General features: G+C 73.2%; 8 protein-coding genes. 2 read left to right on the top strand and 6 right to left on the bottom strand.

The window, feature by feature from the left end; translation table 11 throughout:
- Positions 1-164: 164 nt before the first annotated feature.
- The 3 genes from AOK09_RS21430 to AOK09_RS21440 form a co-directional block, all read right to left on the bottom strand.
- On the bottom strand, positions 165-575 hold the full coding sequence (locus tag AOK09_RS21430; protein WP_055588842.1) for an SgcJ/EcaC family oxidoreductase: 411 nt from the start codon (positions 573-575) through the stop codon (positions 165-167).
- 678 nt (positions 576-1,253) lie between these two features.
- Entirely contained in the window at positions 1,254-2,606 is a 1,353-nt protein-coding gene (locus AOK09_RS21435; RefSeq protein WP_055588843.1) for an MFS transporter, read from the bottom strand.
- Entirely contained in the window at positions 2,587-3,210 is a 624-nt protein-coding gene (locus AOK09_RS21440; RefSeq protein ID WP_055588844.1) for a mycothiol-dependent nitroreductase Rv2466c family protein, read from the bottom strand. The genes AOK09_RS21435 and AOK09_RS21440 overlap by 20 nt, the downstream gene beginning before the upstream one ends.
- A gap of 40 nt (positions 3,211-3,250) precedes the next feature.
- Here AOK09_RS21440 and AOK09_RS21445 point away from each other — a divergent pair, with 40 nt between their 5' ends.
- The gene (locus AOK09_RS21445; RefSeq protein ID WP_055588845.1) at positions 3,251-3,751 is read left to right on the top strand and encodes a MarR family winged helix-turn-helix transcriptional regulator; all 501 of its coding nucleotides are present in this window, start codon (positions 3,251-3,253) and stop codon (positions 3,749-3,751) included.
- A 112-nt stretch (positions 3,752-3,863) separates the two neighbouring features.
- On the opposite strand, the gene AOK09_RS21450 is transcribed toward AOK09_RS21445, so the two are convergent.
- Complete coding sequence (locus tag AOK09_RS21450) at positions 3,864-4,841, bottom strand: hypothetical protein (RefSeq protein WP_157875981.1); 978 nt, start codon at positions 4,839-4,841, stop codon at positions 3,864-3,866.
- 208 nt (positions 4,842-5,049) lie between these two features.
- Between AOK09_RS21450 and AOK09_RS21455 the strand changes: the two genes are divergently transcribed.
- Entirely contained in the window at positions 5,050-5,595 is a 546-nt protein-coding gene (locus tag AOK09_RS21455) for a carboxymuconolactone decarboxylase family protein (RefSeq protein WP_055588847.1), read from the top strand.
- A 482-nt stretch (positions 5,596-6,077) separates the two neighbouring features.
- Here the strand turns inward: AOK09_RS21455 and AOK09_RS21460 are convergent, their stop codons facing one another.
- Together AOK09_RS21460 and AOK09_RS21465 are read right to left on the bottom strand one after the other, a co-directional pair.
- Positions 6,078-6,443 (bottom strand): hypothetical protein, encoded by a 366-nt coding sequence (locus AOK09_RS21460; RefSeq protein ID WP_055588848.1) that lies wholly within the window; start codon positions 6,441-6,443, stop codon positions 6,078-6,080.
- A 96-nt stretch (positions 6,444-6,539) separates the two neighbouring features.
- Positions 6,540-15,485 (bottom strand): polymorphic toxin-type HINT domain-containing protein, encoded by an 8,946-nt coding sequence (locus AOK09_RS21465; RefSeq protein WP_157875982.1) that lies wholly within the window; start codon positions 15,483-15,485, stop codon positions 6,540-6,542.
- Positions 15,486-15,573: the final 88 nt, after the last annotated feature.

Consider the following 15,573-nt stretch of genomic DNA (forward strand, 5'->3'; position numbering starts at 1 on the left):
CCCGTACGACCCTCCCCCGCCGTTCCGACGGTCCCCACGCGTGTGAAGCCCCCGGGGGTGGGTCAAGGCCTCCTCCCCGGGGGCTTCACTGCGTTCGACCGGAGTCGAGGGGTTTCAGACCCCGGCGCCACTCCGCGCGGTCACTGCCGGTCGCAGCGTGTGGTTCACGGCCCCGGCGTCAGCACCGGGCTGTTGTGGTACGCGGCGATCAGCCACCGGCCGTCCCGCTTCTCCAGGACCCAGGTCGCATTCACCTTGCCCGCGTCCGCGACCTCGGTCTGGCCCGCGAAGAGGATCCCGGACTCGCTGACGACGATCGCGGCGTCCCTGCCGACGAAGCGAAGGCTGAGCTGCCTGTTGTAGGTCGAGCTGCCCTTGAGCGGGCCCTCGAAGGCCAGGGCCATGCTCTTGCGGATCACGTCGCGGCTGTCGCGGAGCGAACCGGTCATGATGGCGGTCGCGTCCTCGGTGTAGTCGGCGACCATGCCGTCGGCGTCACCGGCCTCCCATGCCTTGTAGGAGTCGACCAGTACGGCCTGGATGGCGGCCCTGTCCTCCGTACGACTGTCTGACATCGGATTTTCTCCCTGCTGATCGGTTCGCCCGGGGTGTTCCGGCGAGCTCGTCAGTACGTACCGGCGGTGGAGTCGGAACTCATCGCGCCCGCGGCAAAAAAATCTCGCCGGACCGTGCCGGTGCCGCGGCCGGCGCGTCGGCGCTCGATCCCGGGACTCCTGCTGCCGTGGTCACGCCGGGGAACGTAGCGTCCCGCCGCTGCGGCCCACAGGGCAGAGGGGCCGTTCCGCCGGCCGGAGGTCAGGACGGTACGCGGCGCCCCGGCGGTGGACCTCACCGCGCCCATCCAGGCCGAGCCCGCGCCGGCTCCGGCCGGCCGCCTGACCGGCCGGGCTCAGGCCTCCGGCGGCCGACGCCCGACTCGCCGCTGGGGTCGGGGACATGGATGCCCGTCGCCGGCCGACGCTCGACGAGATCGAGCGGTGCTTTGTCGCGCTTGTCGAGGGTCGCCTGACCCGGGACGAGGCCGACCGCTGGGCCGCACGGTGGGTGACGGACGACGCGCTGGTGTGGGACGACGCCTCCTGGTGGGCGCTGGGCCTCCTCCACGGGATCGACCTCCCCGCCGACGGGACCGGCGCCTTCCTGCACGACGACGAGCAGCTCCGTGCATGGCCCGCCGAGCTGAGGAGACGCCGGACCGTCCGACCTGGCCGGTGCCGCCGTGGCGGCGCCGGTCACTGCCCGACCGGGCACGCCGCAACGGGTGCGGATGCGGGGGCGACAGCGGTGGTTGCGGCGGCGGTGGTCGTTGCGGTGGCGGTCGTTGCGGCGGTGGTGGCTGTGGTGGCTGTGGCGGCGGTCTCATGGGCCGCGCGGACGAGGTGGGTCGGCAGCATGCGTTCGGCGCAGAGCAGGACGGCCGCGCCCGCCAGGACGATGACGGCCAGGACCGTCCACAGACGCCAGGGTCCCGCGTCGAGCAGAAAGCCCAGCAGGACGGGGGCGACGGTGCGGCAGAGCGACCAGGAGAGCTGGTAGGTGGCGAGGTAGCGGCCGCGGAGGTGGTCGGGGGCGGCCTGGACGGACAGGCCCTGGGCCGGTGCGGAATGCACGAGTTCACCGGCGGTGTAGAGCACCGCCACCGCCAGGACCGCGGTGAGCGCGCCGGGGCCGCTGAAGAGACGAGGGAGGGCGGCGAAGGCGGCGAAGGAGAGCGCGAAGACGGTCGCGCCCAGCGCGGCGGCGCGGGTTCGTCTGGCGCGCAGTGTCAGGCGGGAGACGGGGACGCCGAGTGTCGCGACCAGGGCGGTGTTGACGGCGAACACTGCCCCGGCGAGGGCGTCGGGGATGCCGACGTCGCGGGTGAGGTAGACGGGCAGTGCGATGGCCTGGGCGGTGTAGCCGAAGGCGATCAGGAAGTTGGCCGTGGTGATGAGCAGGTAGGGCCGGTCGGCGAGCACCTGCCGGTATCCGCTCCGGGCGGCGTCCGTCTGTCGCCCGGTCCGGCGGTGGGCGACCGGGATCCGGGAGACCAGCGTCGCGGCGACGGCGAAGACCGCGGCCAGGACCATGGCCGCCGCCCTGAATCCGGCACTGCCGTTCCACGCCAGCATGCCGGCCGCCGCCAGGCTGCCGAGTCCCATGCCGGCGTTGCGCAGGCTGCGGTCCCACGCCAGCAGCCGTTCGCGTTCGGCGCCCTGGGTGAGGTCCCCGATGAGGGCCTGCTGGCTGGGCGAGGAGGCCCACATCCCCACCGCGACGACCAGGGCGGTCGCCAGGAAGGCGGGGTAGGAGTGCACGGCCGGGTAGGCGGCGAATCCGGCCGCGCGCAGGATGAGGACACAGATGAGCACCCGGCGTCCGCTGAAGCGGTCGATGAGGGCGCCGGCGAGGGGCATGAAGGCCAGGGCGCAGAGTCCGGCGGCCGTCAGGCCGGCGCCGATCGAGGTCAGTGAGAGGCCGGTGAGCGAGTGGACGAAGAGCATGGTCAGCGGTACGTAGATGCCGTCGCCGATCGAGGCGGCGAGGCTTGCCGCGATGAGGCGGCGCCGGGTGCGGGCGCCGGGGTCAGCTGAGGTCGAGAGCACGGCGACCCCGCTTCAGTTCGGAGAAGGCGGCGGTTCCGGCGAGGGTCCGTACGGCCAGGAACAGCCGCAGTGCCTCCTCGCCTCTGGGGACGGCGTCGAGGACCGGTCCGAAGAAGCCGACGCCGTCCACGGTGACGACGGGCGTCCCGGTCTCCTCGCCGACCGCGTCCTGGGCCACCTGGTGGCCGGCGCGCAGTGCGGCATCGAACGTGTCGGTGTGTGCGGCGTCGGCCAGGGAGGCGGGGAGAGCGAGTTCGCTGAGGGAGTCGGTCATGACTGCGTCGTAGTCCTTGTTGCCCGCCACGTGCACTCGCCGGCCGAAGGCGGTGTGGAGTGCGCGCAGCACGGTGGTGCCGTGCAGGGCCTCGGTCGCCGCGAACACCCGGGCGGGGCCCCAGGCCCGGTCGTTGAACTCGCGGTACCAGGGTTCGAGTTCGCGGTGTTCGTTGAGCACGGACAGGCTCATGGTCCGGAAGCGCAGGTCGATCGCGCCGAGCTGTTCCACTTCGAGCAGCCATCGGGAGGTGATCCAGGCGAAGGGACAGACGGGGTCGATGAAGCAGACGACGGGCACGGCGGCATGCGGGAGACGGCTATCTTCCATGGAAGGTTAATTTATCATCCATGGAAGATATAGTGAAGGCATGCAGACCGACGCCATCACGGCCATCGTCGACCAGTGGAAGCGCGAGCGCCCCGACCTGGACCCGACGCCGATGCTCGTCGTCGCCCGGCTCTTCCGGCTCACCGGGACACTCGACCAGCAGCTGCGCCCGCCCTTCCAGGCCGCAGGCCTGGGCAGCGGCGACTTCGACGTCCTGGCGGCGCTACGGCGCTCCGGGGCCCCCTGGACCCTGTCCGCGGGCGATCTCAGCCGGACCGTCCTGGTCACCACCGGTGCGATCACCAAACGGGTCGACCGGCTCGAAGCCCGCGGCCTGGTCAGCCGATCCGTGGCCGAGAGCGACTCGCGCGGACGTCTCATCACCCTCACCGCCGAGGGCGTGGAACTGACCGACGAGCTCATCGCCGTCCATCTGGACAATCAGCGTGCACTGCTGTCCGGGCTCACCCCGGAGGAGCAGACACACCTGGCCCACCTGCTCGAACGGTTCGCGTCCACGCTGACCACGAAGGAGAGCTGACCACCCGTCGACTGTGCCGAACCGCTCGGCGACGCCTCCTGCCACCTCCGGCGGGGCCCTTCACCCGGCAGCCGACGGTGTACCAGCAGGGCGCATACGGGAGGGCGGGCCCTCAACCGCCGGTGAAGTACGACGGCGCCCGGACCTGCATGGTGGTGGCGAGTTCGCCGAGAAAGGTGTCGCTCACGGGGGGCGAGGTGGCCTGGAGCACCGCGACAGCGTCGCCCACCCGGGCGAAGTACATGACGTACTGGTAGTTCGCATGCCGCCACACACCAGGGGCCACCGGGGTGCACGGGGGCGACGGCACGGGCCATCCGCTGGTGAGCGCGGTGCAGTGGGAGGGCGGAGTGAAACCCGGCTGCACCGGGCCGACGAACACCTGGATCTCCTGCTGCATCTGGGCCATGGTGGTCGCACCCTTGCCCGGGCTGTCCGGGGAGACCCGGTAGTAGAAGGTGGGCCCCTCGTCGCCCATGGGTGCCTCGATGCCGACGCCCTCCAGGTGGTAGCCCTCGGGCAGGTGCGGCCCGAGCAGGGGGACACCGGCGTCGGCCAGTCTGCTCTCCAGACTGCTGCGGGCGGCCTGGGTGGCTGCGGTCGAGTTCAACGGCACCAGCAGGACCAGGCCGAGGGCCACGGCTGCCCGCCGCCACAACGGCCCGCGCGTGCGCGTACGCAGCCGGGTGAACCAGGCCGCAAGGCCGAAGGCGACCGCGCCCCAGAGGAGTTGGACGTACTCCGCACCCGTGGCGAGCCCACGCACCACGGTGACGACCTGGACCAGATACACGCCGAGGGCGGTGCCGAGCAGCGCGGTGAGCCAGGCCGGGCGGATCCTTAGGGCGTACAGGGCCGCCCAGCTGAGGAGGAAGGTCGGCAGCAGCCAGAGGTAGGGCCACAGAACGGCGAAGCCTAGGCAGCCGAAGTCCGGCGCGTTCCGGCAGGCGGCGGAGTGCAGCAGCAGCCGCGCCGCCAGCAGGGAGCCCGCCGCGGCTGCCACCCCGACACCCGCCGCCGGGACGCTGCGTCTCAGATGCCCCGGCGGTGGCTGCCCCCCGGCCACCGGTTCGATCGGCGCAGTACTCATCCCGTCCCCTCCGACTGAACCGGAGCGTAGTCGATCAGCCCCGTGGCAGCCGTACCCCGGCGCCGCACCACCTCCACCTTCCCCACCCCGATGCCCCGACACTCCGATGCCTCGCCGAGGCGCAGCCGCTGCCTGCCGCAGGTACGTTCCACCGGCGCGGGCCCGGCCAGTAGGCTGCCGCTGCCGTCCGCATGTGAAGGAGACCGCCGTGCCGCATGTCTCGATCAAAGCGCCCGTCCCCGGCATCGGCGGTCTGCTGGCCACCCGGCCGGACACCGCGCAGCCGCTGATGTTGCTGGCGGAGACGCTGCTGCGCGGACCCTCTCCGCTGTCGCGCGGCGAGCGTGAGCTGATCGCGGCGTATGTGTCGGAGCGGAACGCCTGCCGTTACTGTGCGGACTCGCACGGTGCCTTCGCCGCGGAGCAGTTGGACGGTGGCGAGGAACTGGTCAAGGCCGTGCTCACCGACCCCTCGACGGCGCCGATCGACGCGCGCCTGCGCGCGCTGCTGCAGGTCGCGGACGAGGTGCGGGCGGAGGTGGCGCCGGTCTCCGACGAGGCGGTCGCCGCTGCTCGGGCGGCGGGTGCGCAGGACGCGGACCTGCACGACACGGTGCTGATCGCAGCCGCCTTCTGCATGTACAACCGCTATGTCAACGGGCTCGGGACGGAGCTTCCCGCCGATCCCGGACAGCACTACCGCGAATCGGCCCGCCGGATCGTCACCCACGGCTACCTGGGGCAGCGCGCCTGACCGCCCACCGGGCCGGTGACCGGCACGCGGGTCGCCCGTACGTGCCGCGCCCCAGCCGGGCCGCCCTCGAAGCGGAACCGGGGACGCGGCTTCCCGCCGCACCGTCCGCACCCACCATCGCGCCAGGAAGGACCGCCACCCCTCGATGGTGTGCGTCATGCCGGTGATCCTGCCGGCGGCCACTGACAACACCCGGGTGAGTGCGCTGGTTCGGGCCGTCCCCGGGGCGGACGGGCCGGGTGGTCCGTCCGCTGGGCCGTCAGGTGCCCCGCCGGGGAACGGTCGGTGCGGTCGGGATGCGCTTACGGGGTGCGCCGGGAACACGGCAGGCGGCACCGTCCGTCCGGACATGCGCGCAGCGCCGCGCTCATCGGTCGGAGCGTCGGATCCGGTCGCCCGGGGCGGTGCCTCTCATGAGAGATCCCCGCACCCGGTGGAGGGTGCGGGGATCGGCGGCGTGGACCTCCCATGGGGAGGACGGGTCATCGCGGTGCCGAGTCCGCCCGGCTGACGACCAGGGCCCCGGCCTGCTCGCCCTCGGCCTCGCGCACCTGGTAGCCGGCGAACTCCAGGATGGCGGTGACGGCGGTGTGCATCGCCCGTCGCGTGTTCTGCATCGCCTGTACACGCGGGTCGCTCAGCAGTTCCGCGGGGCCCAGGCTCAGGAAGTGGTCGGTGAGTTGGGGATGGACCCGCCACTCCAGGAACACTGACGGCGGCAGACTCTCGTCGACGGTCTCCAGGCGGATGCCGGAGGAGAGGGACGGGTCGAAGGTGGCCGCGATCGGCAGGCCGGCTCGCACGAGGTCCGCGGTGAGCTTTTCCCTGAAGATCTCGTGTGCGATCACATCGGTTCCTTGGTCGTGGTGTGCGAGTGCGCCGGGGACGGCGCGGTCCGGCCCCGGCCGGGTGGGGCGGCCCGAAGTCGGGCCGCCCCACGGCGGCTACGGCCAGGCCTTGAGCAGCATCTGCTTCAGCCGCTCGTTGGACTGCTTGTTGATCAGCGCGCCCAGCTCGGTGTCCGGGTCGCCCCATGGTACCGACCAGGTCACCTCGACATCGCTGGTCACATGGTCCGCCAGGTTGCCGGCGCAACGCGGGCAGGGCTGGCGCTCGGAGTACAGCGCGACGATCTTCTCGCCGCTCTTGAGCTGGTTGATGAGGGCGTCCTCGGAGTGCAGGTCCTCGCCGTTGCTCACGCCGAGGAGCACCCTGCCCGTGTCGGTCCGGGCCGCCGCGACGTTTCTGAGCTGGAGTCCGACGTTGTTCACCCGGTGGTTGAACGCCGCGGTGGCGAGGTCGCCGCCGTTGATCGCGATCTCGGTGCCGACCGGGCAGACGTCGTTGTGGACGAGGAGCGGCGTCGCCCCGGCGAGCACGAAGTACGTGTGCAGTTCGTCGACGGTCAGGTCGTGGGTGACCATCGAGGAGGTGTAGTTGCGCACCGCCAGGACGGTCACCGGTGCCGTACCGGTGCTCTGCAGGAGGTCGCCGACGGCCAGTGCGGAGGCCGGGGCGAAGTCCTGCCGGGTGAGGCTGTAGTAGGGGTGGTTCTGGGTGCTGGTGATCGTCCGTGGCCCGTCGGGCGTGCTCACGGTGAGATCGGTGAAGTCGGTGTCGGTGTAGGTGGTGAACGTCCGGGTGACGCGGTGCTCCTGGAGCCCGCCGCCGCCTTCGGCGTTCCGGACGGTGTCGCCGACCTGGACGTCCTCGATCGGCTTGACGCTGCCGTCGGCCATCAGCACGCCGGTGCCGGCCGGGAAGCTGTGCAGCACCGGGCACGCCAGCGCCTCAGGGAACCTCTTGAGCCAGTCCGCGAAGGCAGCGGCCTTCAGCCGGCTCGCCGCCTTGATGCTGAGGCCCGCCTCCTTGGCCGACTGGGTCAGGATGTTGAGCCCTGCCTCCATCCCGGCCATGTCGCCGATGGTCGTCGCGGCCCGCAGCACGTACGCGGCCTTGAAGACGCCCTTGAGGACGAACGGGAGGGCCAGGCCGGCAGCCGCCCAGGCGCACTTGTCGAGCTTGTGGTCCCAGGCGCATTCCTTGAAGTCGCTGACCAGGCTGTAGGCGATCGACGTCACGAGCCCCAAGGCGAACTTGTACGCCGGGAACTCGATCACCTGGTGCGTGGTGAAGTCGATCGGTGCGGAGTCGATGTACTCCTCTTCGTAGTGACCGGAGGCCTTGCACTGGGCGGCTGTGGCGTCGGGGTCGTCACAGGTCACCCAGTAGAACTGGTTCGTGCCGGTGAAGTGGACGTCGGCCGGCATGTTGCAGTAGCCGACCCTGGTGGAGATGGCGCAGTTGCCGGTCTGCGTGGCGACTTCCCTGACACCGACGGGCCTGATGTCCAGACCGGGGACGTCGTCGTCCCAGGAACCCGCGTCCTGCGGCGGCGGGTTGCTCGCCGCCTGGTCGGCCGCCTCCGCCTGGTCCTCGGCCTGCTGGGCGTCGGACCGGGCGTTGGCCGCCGCATCGTCCGCGTCGGCAGCCGAGGTCTCCGCCTCGGTGGCGTAGTAGTCCGCCTTGGCGGCGGACGACCGTGCGCGGTCGGCGGCGGAGCGGGCGGAGGCGGCGTCCTGCTCACTGTCGTCGGCGGCGGAACGGGCGGCCGCCGCGTCGCTGTCGGCCTCGCGGGCCGAGAAGTCGGCGTTGAACGCCGAGTTCTGGGCCTGCTGGTTGAGGTCGTCCAGGCGGTCCGAGGTGGCCTTGACGACCTTGGCGTCGGAGGCCGCCTGGGTCGCCGACTTCAGTGCGTCGGCGGCCGCGCGGGAGGCCTTCGCGGCGGAGGCCGCCGCGTCGGCTGCCGCCTGGGCGGCGAGCTTGGCGTCCCCCTCGGCCCGGTCGGCCGCGTCCTGGGCGGCCGCCGCGAAGGCCGCCGCCTCGTCGGCGCGCAGCTCCGCGACCTGCACCTCCTGCTCGGCGAGGGTCTGGGCGGTGTCGGAGACGACCACCGAGAGGCCGGCCGTGGCGTCGGTGGCGGCGAAGGCGATACCGAGTTCGATCGCCTCGTTGGCCGGCGCTGTGACGGCGTTGGCGGTGTCGCGGGCGATCTCGGCCTGCTGGGACGCCGCATAGGCCTGCCCGGAGGCGGTGGCGCTGTCGTCCTCGGCGCCGTCGGCCTCCTTGCGGGCCCCTTCGGCGGCCTTCCTGGCGTTGTCCGCCTCCGTTGAGGCGTCCTTGGCCAGGGCGTTGGCCGCGTCGGAGTTCCGGGCTGCGACCTCGGACTGGTCGATCGCCTCGGCTGCGAGGGCATGGCCCTCCGAGGCGTTGGCCGAGGTCTGGGCCGCGGCCGCGTCGGCGGTCCTGGCCGCCGCGTCGGACTTGCTGGCGGCCGCGGTGGCGGTGTTGGCCGCCGCCCGTGCCGCGACCGCGGCGTCCTTTGCGGCGTTGGCGTCGTCGTCGGCCTGGGCAGCGGCCACGGTCGCCGCGTCGGCCTGCTCCCGTGCATCCTTGGCTGCGGCGTCGGCGGCGTCCGCCGCACTGGTGCCGGCGGCGGCGGCCGCGGCCGCGTCGGCGGCGGCCGACCTGGCCCTGGCCGCGTCCATCGCCTTGCGGGCGGTCTCCGCCGTGGCCCTGGCGGTGGCCGCGTCCTTCTCGGCCTGCCGTGCCGCAGCGTCGCGGTCGGCGGCCGTGTCGGCGTCGGCGGCTGCGGCGGACTCGCGGTCCGCGGCCTCGCGCGCCTTCTGCTGGGCGTCGGCGTCGGCGGCCTCCGCCTTGGTGCGCTCGGACTCGGCGGTGGCACGGGCCGCGGCCGCGTTCTGCCGCTCCTTCTCGGCGGTCTCGGCGGCGTCCGCAGCGCGGACCACCGCGGCCTTGGAACTGGTCTCCAGATCCGCGATCTTCGTCTTGTCCCTGGCCACCACGGCCGCCGCGGCTGCGGCGGCGTCCGCCTTGTCCTGGGCGGCGACCGCGTCGGCCTCGGCCTTCTGCGCGCTGTCCTGGGCGGTGGCGCGCAGATAGGCGGCCCGGGCGGCGTGCGCCTGGGCGCTGGCGTTGGCCAGCAGGGCGGCGCTGTCGGCGACGGTGGCGTTGGTCGCGGCGACCGCCGTCTGCATCGCCAGCGAGGTCGCCTGGGTGGCGGCGGCCGCGGCCTTGGTGACCTGGGCCGACTCATTGGCGTACGACAGGCCCCGCCCGTCCGGGAGACCGGCGTCGGCGGCGATCTGAGCGGCGGCGGCCTGCGCCGCGGTGACCTTGTCGGCGGCGGACTTGGCGTCCTTGGCGTTCTGGGTCGTGGTCGCCGACAGGGCGTCGACGCGCTGCTTGACGGTGTCGAGGTCGGCGGTCACCGAGACCGGCTTGCCGTCGGGCGAGAAGTTCCCGCCCATGGTGGTGGGCCAGTCCTTGATGAAGGTGTTCCAGGCGCTGTTCGGGTCGGTCTCCGCCTCCATCAGGTTCTTGGCGACCCAGGCGTTGCCCAGCGCGTCATGCATCGCCACCGCACTGGACTGCAGGGCGTTCAGCGCCTTGATCTCCGCGTTGGCGATGTCGGTGCGCTGCTGGGCCTGGCCGGCGTACTCGGCCTCCCACTCGGCCGAGGCCACCTCCTCGACCTCGACCATCACCTGGTTGGGGTCCTCGGGGTTGGTCGGGTCGCCGCTCGCCCAGCGGGTCTTGAGGCTCTCGACCTCCTCCCGGAACTCGGGCGTGCCCTTCTCGGGAGCGACGGTCGGGTAGCCGTCGTACTGGATGAAGCGGCGGACGTCGTCGGCCGTACCGCGCCACTGCTGGTGGTTCAGCATGATCGACCACCAGCCGTACGGGTCGCCCTCCGCGATCTTCTTCTTGAGGATCTCGGTGACCTTGTCCTGGGCGGCCTGGCTGGCCTGCGGCAGCCGGGCTGCGCCGCCCCAGCCGACCGCCTGGGAGATCCGCTGGTAGACGCTGCCCGGGTTGAGGAACTGGGTGACGGCGGTGTCGTACTCCGGCTCGATGTTGGCGAAGTCCGAGGTGAAGTACTTCCAGACGGTCTCCTGCCGCTCGTCGGTGCGGGCGGCCATCCCTTCCGCCTGGTCGCTCGCCTCCTGGACGTCGGCGTTCCAGGCGTCCCACACCTGCTGGTCCCAGAGCCACTGCGACGAACCGGCCTGTCCGGGCCCGGCCAGCCGGGTGGTGGCGAGGGTCTTGGAGGCGACCCCGCCGACGTGCAGCAGATAGGCGAGGTTCTCCCGGCCGGTCCGGATCTGGGCCTGCTGGTCCATCAGCTTCGCCCGGGCGTCCAGGTCGTGCTTGGCCTGGGCGGCCGCCTGCGCCGCCGCGACCTGGGCGGCGAGTGCGGCCTCGTCCTGACGCAGCTGCTCCTCAGCCGCGGCCGCGGACTGCTCGGCCTGCTCGGAGTCGTCCTGCGCCGTGGCTGCGGAGGCTTCGGCCGCGTCCGCGTCCTTCGCCGCCTTGTCCGCCACGTCCTGGGCGTTCTTGGCGTCCGCGTCGGCCTTGGCAGCGGTCGCCGCGGCGGTCGTCGCGTCCTTCTCCCCCGCACTGGCCGCGGCGTCGGCGGCCTGCGCCGCGGCGGAGGCCGCCTGGGCGGAGTCCGACGCCGCCTTGGACTGGGCCTGAGCTGCCGCGTCGGCGGCGGCGGTCGCGGCGGCAGCGTCCTTGGTGGCCGCCGCGTCGACGCCGGCCGTGGTGGCCGACTGCTGCGCCGCACCCGCGGAGGCAGCCGCCTGGGCGGCGGAGTCCGCCGCGTCGGCTGCCGCCTGCGCGGCGAGCTTCCCGTCCCCGGTGGCCGCGTCGGCGGCCGCCTGAGCCTGCTCGGCGGCGGCCTGGGCCTGGGCGGCGACGGCGGCCGCGGCGGCCGTCTGCTGCTGCGCGAGACTCTGCGCCCCCTGCGACATCAGGGTCGCCAGGCCGGCGGAGGAGTCGGTCTCCGCGTACGGCGCGCCGAGTTCGATCGCCTCGGCAGCCGGCGCGGCCACCTGCGCGGCGGCGTCCCGGGCGACGTCGGCGGCCTGGCCGGCGGCGTACGCCTGCCCGGCGGCCGTCGCGGCCGCGGTGAGCGCGGCATCGACCTGCTGAGCGGCCTGGGTGGCCTTGGACTTAGCGGCCAGTGCGGCCTGTGCCGCCTTGGAGGCGTCCCCTGCGGCGTCGACGGCGTTCTTCGCGGCGTTCTCCGCCTTGTCGATCGCGGTGGCCGCGGCCGACTCGGCCTGCATCGCCGCGTTGAAGCTGATCAGCGAGTTGGCGTCGGCGTCGGCGGCCCAGGTGGCGGACCGTGCGGCAGCGGCGGCCGAGTTGGTGGCCGCGGCCCGGGCGGCGACGGAGGCGTCGGTGGCCGCACCGGCGTCGGTGCCGGCCTGCTGCGCCGTGGCCGCGGCCTGCACGGCCGCCTGGGCGGCCTTGTCGGCGGCTGCCTGTGCGTCGGCGGCGGACGACGTCCCCTGGGCTGCCACCGCGACGGCGGCCAGCGCCTGGGCGTTGGCCTCCGCCACGTTCTTCGCCCGCTGCGCGGCGGCGGCGTTCTCCCGCGCCACGGTGGCCTTGTCGGCGGCCTCCTTCGCCTGCGACGCCAGCTTGCGGGCGTCGCTCGCGGCGGTGTCGGAGTCCGCCCGCTTCTGCGCGGCGGTCTTCCCCTTCTCCAGGGACGCCTTCAGTGCGTCGGCGGCCTTGCCGCGCTGGGTCTCCGCGTCCGCCTTCGCCGCGACGGCGTTCTGCCGCTCGGTCTCGGCGTTGGCCGCGGCGGTGGTGGCGCGTTGCTGGGCGGCGGTGGCGTCGGCCTTGGCCTGCTCGGCCTCGGTCCTGGCGTCGGCGACGTCGGCGGCCGCGGCCGCGGCCTGGTCGGCGCGGGTCTTGGCGGTGGCGGCCAGGTCGGCGGCGTCCTTGGCGGACTGCTGGGCCGACTCACGCAGGAACTCGGTGCGGGCGGCCGCGGCCTGGGCCTGTGCGTCGGCCAGCAGGGCGCCGCTGTCGGTGACCGAGGCGCCGGCGGCGGCGACCGCGGTGTCCAGCGCATGCGCGGTCGCCTGCGCCGCGGCGGCGGAGGCCTTGGTCACCTGCGCGGACTGCACCGCGTAGTACAGCCCCCGGCCGCGCGGGTCACCGTTGTCGTCGGCGATCTTGTCGGCGGCGGCGACGGCCGCATCCACGGAGGCGGCGGCGGCCTTGGTGTCGTCCGCGGCCTGGTGGGCGATGCCGGCCTGCTGGGCGATCAGGTCCTTGAGCGTGGCCAGGTCGGCCTGCGCCTGCGCGACGGTCCGGGTGTTGCTGCGCCGCTTGTCCGGGTTGGCCTGCCAGGTGAGGATCTGGCTCGCGGCCCAGCCGTAGCCCAGGGCCTGGTGGGTCGCCCGGGCGCCGGTCTCCATGGAGTTCAGCGCGGTCAGCTCGGCCTTGAGGATGTCACTGCGCTGCTCGGCCTGGGAGTCCAGCTCGGCGGTCCACTCGGCGGAGGCGGTCTCCTCGGCCTCGACCAGGACGTTGTTCCAGTCCAGCGGGTTGGAGGTGTCACCGCTGGCCCAGCGGGCCTTCAGCGCCTCGACCTCCACCCGGAACTCCGGGGTGCCCTTGGCCGGGGCGACGGTCGGCATGCCGTGGTACTGGATGAAGCGCCGCACGTCGTCGGCGGACCCGCTGTTGGTGGAGGCGCCGATCATCGTGTAGATGCCGTACGGGTCGGTGCCGCCGTTCTCGGCGATCAGCTCCTGCACGATCTGGGTGACCCGGTCCTGGGCCTCCTGGCTCGCCTTGACCACCGGCGGTGTCGCCCACAGCTTCAGCCAGTCTCGCTGGAACACCCCGCTGGACGACAGGTAGTTGGTGACGTCGGTGTCGTACTGCGGCAGCGCGAAGTCGGCGGAGGTCGCATACGGCCTGGTGAAGTCCTCCAGCCCGGAGTCGGAGGCCTCGCGGTTGAGGTCGTAGGCGTCCGCGGCATGGCTGTCGAGGTTGAAGGCGTCGTCGACGGAGGGCCTGGCGAACTCGCTGATGTGCTGTTCACCGTTGGGCAGCTGGGTGACCGACACGCTCTTGGCGTACGCCAGCGGCCAGCCGTACTGGACGGTGTCCACGGTCCACTTGCCGTTGGCCTGGAGCAGGTGGCCGGAGTAGGTGCCGGCGGCGGTGTCCAGGGCGACCATGTGCAGGGTGCCGTCGGCGAGGCCGGTCGCGGCGAGGGTGTCGGCCTTGTACGCGCCGTCGGAGGCGACAGCCGGGGCCTTCCAGGTGCCGTCGGCGGTGCGGACGGTGTCGTGGACCTTGCCGTCCGAGGTGGCGACGAGGACGTGCTCGGCGCCGTCGGTGGTGGCCGCGACGGCGACCGCGCGGGCGGCGGGGGTGGTGACGGCCGTGGTGGTCCAGGCGCCGCCGTCCTTGCGGGCCGTGTCGGTGACGGTGCCGTCGGCCCTGAGCACCGCGATGTGCTCGGTGCCGTCGGCGGCGACCACGGCGGAGACGCCGCGGGCGGTGCCGCTGCTGTCGGCCACCGAGGCCGCGGACCAGCTGCCGTCGCTGTGGCCGGTCCAGTCGCGCACGGTGTGGCTGTCGTCCAGCACGATCGCGTGCACGTCGCCGTCGGGGGCGGCGGCGACGGCGATCGCGGCGGCGTGGCCGGAGTCGTCCAGTTCGACCGAGCCGCTGAGGGCTTCGCCCCATGCGTTGGCACCGGAGGTGCGGACCTGGTCCCAGACGGTGCCGTCGTCGGCGAGGGTCAGCAGGTGCAGGTCACCGCTGGGCAGCGCGGCGGTGGCCAGGTCCGCGGCGTGTCCGTAGGCCCCCTCCACCACATAGGGCTTGCTCCAGCTGCCGTCGGCGGCCCGGCCGGTGTGCCACAGCCGGCCGTCGTCGGCCGACACCTGCAGCTGGAGTTCTCCGGTGGGCAGGGCGGCCAGCGAGAACGCGGTGGCGTGCGGGGCGGCGAGGGTGGAGCGGGTCCAGCTTCCGCTGCTCTGCAGGGCGTTGTCGGCGACGGTCCCGGTGTCGGTGAGGGTGGCGACATGCAGCTGGCCGCCGGTCGCACCGACGGCCGACAGGGCGCGGGCCTTGCCGGTGGAGTCCACCACCGTGGCCGCCGCCCAGGTCCCGTCGGAGCCGCGGACCCGGTCGCGCACCACATGGTCGGAGCCGAGCAGGTCCAGGTGCACCTCGCCGCCCGGCGCGGTGGCGAGGGCGACGGCGGAGGTCGGGGTGCTGCCCGCGTCCGCGGTGCCGACGCCGTCCCACTTGCCGTTGCTGTGGCGGACGTTGCTCCACACCTTGCCGTCGCCGGTCAGCAGCGCCAGATACAGATCGCTGTTCGCGGTGCCGGTGACCGCCACACCCTTGACCTTGCCGGGCAGGGAGTCGAACAGCACCCGGTTGGTGCCGCCGCCCAGCATGTACCAGCCCGGGTAGTCGCTGGGCTGGTACAGCCGCTCGGTGACCTTGCCCTCGTCGGACAGCAGCTCGATGTGCAGTTCGCCGTTGGGCAGGGCGGCCGCCGCGACCGCCCTGGTGGTGGTGCCGCCGTCGACCAGGATCGGGCCGGTCCAGGTGCCGTCCGGGTACCGGACGTCGTCGTAGACGCTGCCGTCGCGGGTCAGCATCACCTGGTGCAGGTGGCCGTTGGGCATGGTGGCCGAGGCGCTCTGCGCGACGGGGCCGATGCCCTCGGCGAGGGCGGAGTTGTCGCTCTCGGATCCGTCGGTGTCCAGGACGACGTCCCTGGAGCGCGACCCCAGGAAGACGTTCCAGCCCGGCCAGGGGCCCTGGTCGCGGCCGGACAGCTGCTCGCCGGCTGCGGACTTCATGGCAGGTCCGCCGTTGTGCATGATGTTGGCGAACATGGCCTGGTCGCCGCGGGCCTTCGCGGCGTCGTCCATCGCCTGCACACGGGCGTCGAGATCGCCGGTCGCGGCGGAGGTGGCCGTGACGGCTGTCGCCGCCGCCGCGGCCGCCCGTCCCGTGGTGGCCCCAACCATCGAAGCCGCGAGCGCGAACACCACAGCGGTCGTCGCTGTGCGTGAAGCAACTCGTATCCGGCCGGTACGCCCTGAGAACACAGCCCCG

This window comes from Peterkaempfera griseoplana (genome assembly GCF_001418575.1).
GTDB lineage: Bacteria > Actinomycetota > Actinomycetes > Streptomycetales > Streptomycetaceae > Peterkaempfera > Peterkaempfera griseoplana.

Bases quoted from the DNA above. Each gene is read 5' to 3' on its own strand.
- AOK09_RS21430 (WP_055588842.1), bottom strand. From the start codon at position 575: ATGTCAGACAGTCGTACGGAGGACAGGGCCGCCATCCAGGCCGTACTG.
- AOK09_RS21440 (WP_055588844.1), bottom strand. From the start codon at position 3,210: ATGGAAGATAGCCGTCTCCCGCATGCCGCCGTGCCCGTCGTCTGCTTC.
- AOK09_RS21445 (WP_055588845.1), top strand. From the start codon at position 3,251: ATGCAGACCGACGCCATCACGGCCATCGTCGACCAGTGGAAGCGCGAG.
- AOK09_RS21450 (WP_157875981.1), bottom strand. From the start codon at position 4,841: ATGAGTACTGCGCCGATCGAACCGGTGGCCGGGGGGCAGCCACCGCCG.
- AOK09_RS21465 (WP_157875982.1), bottom strand. From the start codon at position 15,485: ATGGTTGGGGCCACCACGGGACGGGCGGCCGCGGCGGCGGCGACAGCC.